This is a genomic window from uncultured Gimesia sp. (assembly GCF_937919775.1).
GTDB lineage: Bacteria > Planctomycetota > Planctomycetia > Planctomycetales > Planctomycetaceae > Gimesia.
The window spans coordinates 1-5,572 of record NZ_CALFPF010000755.1 but is presented as its reverse complement, the minus strand read 5'-3'; the positions used below and the strand labels follow the sequence as shown (position 1 = coordinate 5,572).

At 50.5% G+C, this 5,572-nt stretch carries 3 protein-coding genes; 1 reads left to right on the top strand and 2 read right to left on the bottom strand.

All coding sequences use genetic code 11. The annotated features are described in order from the left end of the window. Positions 1-468: 468 nt before the first annotated feature. A complete protein-coding gene (locus Q0294_RS21400; protein ID WP_299469512.1) occupies positions 469-2,934 on the top strand; it encodes a DUF1549 and DUF1553 domain-containing protein in 2,466 nt (821 codons plus the stop codon). A gap of 124 nt (positions 2,935-3,058) precedes the next feature. On the opposite strand, the gene Q0294_RS21395 is transcribed toward Q0294_RS21400, so the two are convergent. Together Q0294_RS21395 and Q0294_RS21390 are read right to left on the bottom strand one after the other, a co-directional pair. Continuing rightward, positions 3,059-4,564: a sulfatase-like hydrolase/transferase gene (locus Q0294_RS21395; RefSeq protein ID WP_299469510.1), complete on the bottom strand. Its 1,506-nt coding sequence runs from the start codon at positions 4,562-4,564 to the stop codon at positions 3,059-3,061. A gap of 237 nt (positions 4,565-4,801) precedes the next feature. Beyond that, entirely contained in the window at positions 4,802-5,323 is a 522-nt protein-coding gene (locus tag Q0294_RS21390; RefSeq protein ID WP_299469508.1) for a type II secretion system protein, read from the bottom strand. Positions 5,324-5,572: the final 249 nt, after the last annotated feature.

The following is a 5,572-nucleotide window of genomic DNA, read 5'->3' as shown; positions in this document are numbered from 1 at the left end:
CATAATTGTAACCATTTATGTAAGGTAGGCAAATATAAAATCGGTTTCCAGGAAGGAAATTAATGAGACGGAAATGGTCCTTCCCCAAAATCAGTCCTTGATCGCTTGAAATTATAGCGGTAAAATAAGGAGGGTAGACACTTTTAGCCTATAACAAAGTGAACGTCGGTCTATTTATTGCCCACCAAATTCAAATAAAAATATTGCTAAATTACACAGGTTTTTTTTGCATTTCTTTCGTTATTTAGTATATTTAAGTATAAATGGTCCTTTATGTTAGGCCATCAAGTTCCCACCTGCGACTACAGTCGACCTGCCAACCCTGCCTGTGTAAGACACTGACCTGAGACCTCATACCGATTTCTGTTAGAATCATTTGCGTGAATCGCATTCTTCTAATGGATCACTGCAAATATAAAGAGTGTTGATCTCATGACGGACTGGAAAACTCACTTGAAGAGAAATCATATGTTGAACCGAATTTTAGTCGTTGCTTCGTTTGCGGTCTGCGCGTTGATGGTGCCTGCAGCCGAGGCGGCCGAGCAGCCGTTGCAGGTCTCACCGGAGAAAGCGTCACTTTCCGGTCTGCTGGATTATTTCCAGATTCAGGTTCCTGTTTCCGAAAACGGAAAAATGGTGCGGGACCTGACTCATGAAGTGAAATACACGAGCCTGACACCCGAAATTCTGGAAGTGAATTCGGAAGGCCTCGTGCGTCCGGTCGGTTTCGGCAAGGGAACGATTCAGGTGGAACATGCCGGCAAGAAACGCGACATTTCCGTCGAAGTCAAAACGAGACCGAGCGGCAAGAATGCCAGCTTTGTCATGGATGTCGTTCCCGTCTTGAATAAAGGGGGCTGCAGTCTGGGCGGTTGTCATGCTTCGCAGTTTGGCAAAGGGGGATTTAAATTATCCTTGTTCGGCTATGCGCCAGAGCAGGATTATCCCGAGATTGCCCGCGATGACCGTCAACGCCGCATTTCCATTTTGCAACCCGAAAAAAGTCTGATTCTAGAGAAGGCATCGATGGCGATCGCGCATGGCGGGGGACGACGGTTCGCGAAAGACTCTTATGAGTACCGGATTATGGAAACCTGGATCTCGGAAGCGGTCACGGAAATCGATGAGAAGGAAGCCAAAGTGGTTGGCATGGAACTGACTCCCATGACGCGACGTTACAAAAAAGGGGATGTGCAGCAGTTACGGGTCATTGCAGAATACAGTGACGGAACAAAGCGGGATGTGACCGCGGTTGCGCAGTATGACAGTCTGGTAGAAAACATTGCCACGGTGACGCCACGGGGAAAAGTAGAAATTCAGGGACCGGGCCAGACGGCGATCATGGTGCGTTATATGGGTCAGGCCAAAGTTTCGACGGTGATCTCGCCTTACAAAGACAAGGTCGATCTGGCGGAATTCAAGCCGAACAACTTTATTGATGAGCAGATTAAAAAACGGTTTAACGAACTCGGCCTGGAACCTTCTCCGCTGTGTACGGACGAAGTATTCATCCGCCGCGCGTTTCTCGATACGATCGGTACCTTGCCTGCACCGGACAAAGTGAAAACATTTCTCGCTTCCCAAGCGCCCGACAAACGCAGTCAGTTGATTGATGAGTTGCTCGGTCTGACCGGCGATCCGGCGCGCGATATTTATGTGGAGTCCTGGAGTGCCTACTGGGGCATGAAGTGGGGCGATCTGCTGCGAAATAACCGGAACAAAGTCGGCGACGGCGGGATGTGGGCGTTTTCCAACTGGATTCGTCAGTCGCTCCGCGAGAACAAACCGGTCAATGAATTTGTAAGTGAAATCATTACGGCTCAGGGATCGATTTATCAGAACGGCCCTGCCAACTATTTCAAGATTGCGACCAACCCCGAAGATCTGGCCGAGGCCACTTCACAGATTTTCCTGGGTGTGCGTCTGCAATGTGCGAAGTGCCACCATCATCCCTTCGAAGTTTACAGCCAGAAAGACTATTACAGTCTGGCTGCGTTCTTCACGCGCGTCGGCAACAAAGGAAGTGTCGATTTCGGTGCCTTGGGTCAGGATACGATTATCAAAGTGAAAAGCAGCGGGTCGATCCGTCATCCCCGCACGAAAAAAACGATGGAGCCAACGCCGTTAATGGGCGAACCGATCGACGTGACCTCGTATCGTGACTTTCGGCGTCCCCTGGCACGCTGGCTCACCTCGCCTGACAATCGTCTGTTTTCACGCAGCATGGTAAACCGCTTCTGGTCGTATTACATGGATACCGGCTTTGTGGAACCCATCGATGATATGCGGGAAACGAACCCCGCTTCCAATCCGGAACTGCTCGAAACGCTGGCCGATCACTTTGTCGAATCAGGTTATAACCTGAAAGAGTTGATGCGGGTGATTATGAATTCGCGGGCTTATCAGTTGTCCTCTGATCCGCGACCGGAAAACGTCGCGAAAACCCGTTTTTACACACAGTACAATGTGAAACGATTACCGGCGGAAGTGATGCTTGACGCGCTGGATGATTTAACGGGCTCTCAGGAACGCTTTCAGGGCGTGCCCGAGGGAACGCGGGCGATTGAGCTGCCTGATCCCAACTATAATTCTTACTTTCTGGACACACTGGGTCGGCCGAAGCGCGTGATCACCTGCGAATGCGAACGCACCAGCCAGCCGAATCTGGCTCAGGTGCTGCAGGTCGCCAACGGGCAATTGATTAATACGAAGCTGGCTACCAAAAACGGCCGCATCGAGCAGTTGCTGAAAGCGAAAGCAGCAGACCATGACGTGTTTACTGAAATGTATCTGGCTGCCTTCAGCAGATATCCGACCAAACAGGAACTGGCTAACTGCGACCAGATTGTGAAAAGTTCCAAGGACAAACGCGAAGGATATCAGGACGTGATGTGGGCCATCAGCAACAGCCGCGAATTCCTGTTCAACCACTAAATCAGCCTGCCGGTGTGCGAAACAAACGGCTTTCGAAATCATAAACCACAGTGCCCATTTCAACGCGTTTGAAACGGGCACTGCTTTTTTGACGACTGTACTGCCTGAAAATTACTTTCCCGGATCAGGGCTGCTTTTGCTGTTTATTCTGCTCGGCTTGTTTCCGGTAATATTCCGAAATGATTTTGCCTTCGTAGCCAGCCATTTTCCAGGCGGGCCAGCGGGGTGCTTCTGCCTGAACTTCTGCGAAGATTTCCTGCATCTGCTGTTTCATTTTTTCCAGAATTTCCCGTTCACTTTCAGAACGGTCCGTGGTTTCGGCGATATCAGTTTGAATGTGATACAGCTCAAACCCCGTCAGTTTCGCCTGTTTTACAGCGTCGATTTCTTCCGTTGTAATACCACCGGAAGGCTTGGGGGTCGGGACATCGAGCCGTGCCAGCAGTTTCCATTCCCCATCGCGGATCGCGACTTTGGCTCCGTTGTGTGCCCGGTTAAACTGCCAGTACAGAGGTCTTGCGCGTTTGACTGGTTCCCCTTTGAAGAGCGGCAGAATATTCGTGCCATCCAGCACACGATCTGCCGGGACAGGAATATCAGCAACCGCACACAAGGTAGGCAGGATATCAACGCCGCAGACGGGGATATCGCTGGTGCTGCCCGGTTCGACATGAGCCGGCCATTGAATGATGCCGGGTACGCGAATGCCGCCTTCATAGGTAGCTCCTTTTTTATCGCGAAGCGGTCCGGAAGAACCGTGCGGATGACGTCTGGTAATCGCCGGGCCATTATCGCTGGTGAAGATGATCAGCGTGTTGTCCCGCAGTTTCTGTTCGTCTAAGGTTTTCAGGATGCGGCCAAAGGCGTCATCCATCTGGGTGACGTTGCCGTGGTGCGCAGGCAACGTCGAATCTTCGGGAGCGGCATAAAGTTTGCGGAATCGTTCGGCACTGGCGATAGGTTCGTGCGGTTCGTGAAAACAGACGAACATGAAGAACGGTTTTTCCTTATCGCGCAGATTGACGAGCCAGTCCTGTGCTTCATCGGCGACAAGCTGGGCTGCGTAACCTTCCTGCTTCCCCACAGGCTTGCCATTTCGCACGAAATTAAAAGGATTTTCGTGGGTTGGCAGTGCATTGTTCTGTGTCGAAAACCAATGGTCAAACCCGTGGTCGGAGGGTTGTGGCTGCCCGACCAGATTAAACATGCCGTTTAAATGCCATTTGCCGGTATGGCAGGTGGCGTAACCGGCCTGACGCAACAGTGTGGCGATGGTGATTTCCTGTTTGCGTACATGCATCGGAGAATACATGGGAATCCAGTTATAAATACCGACGCGAAAAGGAGTGCGGCCCGTCATCAGTCCGGTGCGTGAAGGAGAACAGTTCGGGTGTGCTGCATAACAACTGGTCAGCTTCAACCCTTCTTTGGCAAAGCGGTCGACATTCGGGCTTTTGATGACCGGATGACCGTAACAGGCCAGATCACCATATCCCAGATCGTCGCAAAGTACGACCATGATGTTAGGACGTGTATTTGCGGAAGTCTGACCCGCGTTTTCCGCAGAGAATAACTCCGTGGTCAGCAACACTGTCAGCAGGAAAACGAAAGAAGATTTTGCGAATGGCATATCAAATTACCTTTCCGGATCAGCAGTCAGTCGCTTTGACTCACGCGACGATGCAGGATCTCTTGTATGATGCTCTTAAGTCATACTTAAAAGGAAACGGATCGGAAAAGCAACTCAACCAGGGTCTTGGAACAAAAAGAGCCCCTGACACGAGTTCTCGCATCAGGGGCAGCTTTAGTTTACTCACATTTAATTATTGTCCTCAGCCACTAATTCAGAACGGGCCGAGTCCGTTCATTATAGTGAATCCAGTTTTCTGCCGTCAGCGGCATTACCGGAATTATTTCCTTTGACCTCGCCGGTGGCAGGATCGTAAATCCAGCCGACAGTTTCCGTGCCGTCTTTTGCTGTTTCATCTGGTGTCGTACCAGGGACATCAGCCACGATCATAATTCCACGACCACCCGTGTAAGGGTTGGGAGGAACGCTGCCGAGGAGGTACGGACCGAATGCTTTTGTTCCGATCGCACCGGTGGTGCCATCTTTGTCGCTGGAAAGCAGCAGCGCATCACGGAAATCGTCTGCATTGGTAGAACCGTCTGCAGGATATTTTCCAAGATGCTGGAACTTATACATTTGAATCTGGCTGCGCAGGGTCTGTAAGTCCTGAACGAGTACCGATTCTTTCGCGTCGTCATTGGTTGAAATGAACTGTGGTAAAACGGTTGCAGCCAGAATGCCTAGAATCACGACTACAATCATGACTTCGACAAGCGTAAAGCCCGCCCGTTTTCCTTTTTGTTGTGCTGTTTTAATCATTGCCCTTCTCCGAGATTGCGAATGTGTGTGCCACATTGGATGTTGTTAAATAGGTTGGGTGTTTCCAGCTTCTGTTTCCTCATCGGGAAATTACGGGAACCCCGGAATGTGCTTCTGGATCAAACCGATTTGAAATCAGTGGCTTCAAATCACCTGTCAGATCCCCTGTCATTTTGGCCCGTTCAGAAGGGACGCCGACTGAGTGGCCATCGAAAATCTATGTTTTTTATCCGGGTAGTCAATTAAATT

Bases quoted from the DNA above. Each gene is read 5' to 3' on its own strand.
- Q0294_RS21400 (WP_299469512.1), top strand. From the start codon at position 469: ATGTTGAACCGAATTTTAGTCGTTGCTTCGTTTGCGGTCTGCGCGTTG.
- Q0294_RS21395 (WP_299469510.1), bottom strand. From the start codon at position 4,564: ATGCCATTCGCAAAATCTTCTTTCGTTTTCCTGCTGACAGTGTTGCTG.
- Q0294_RS21390 (WP_299469508.1), bottom strand. From the start codon at position 5,323: ATGATTAAAACAGCACAACAAAAAGGAAAACGGGCGGGCTTTACGCTT.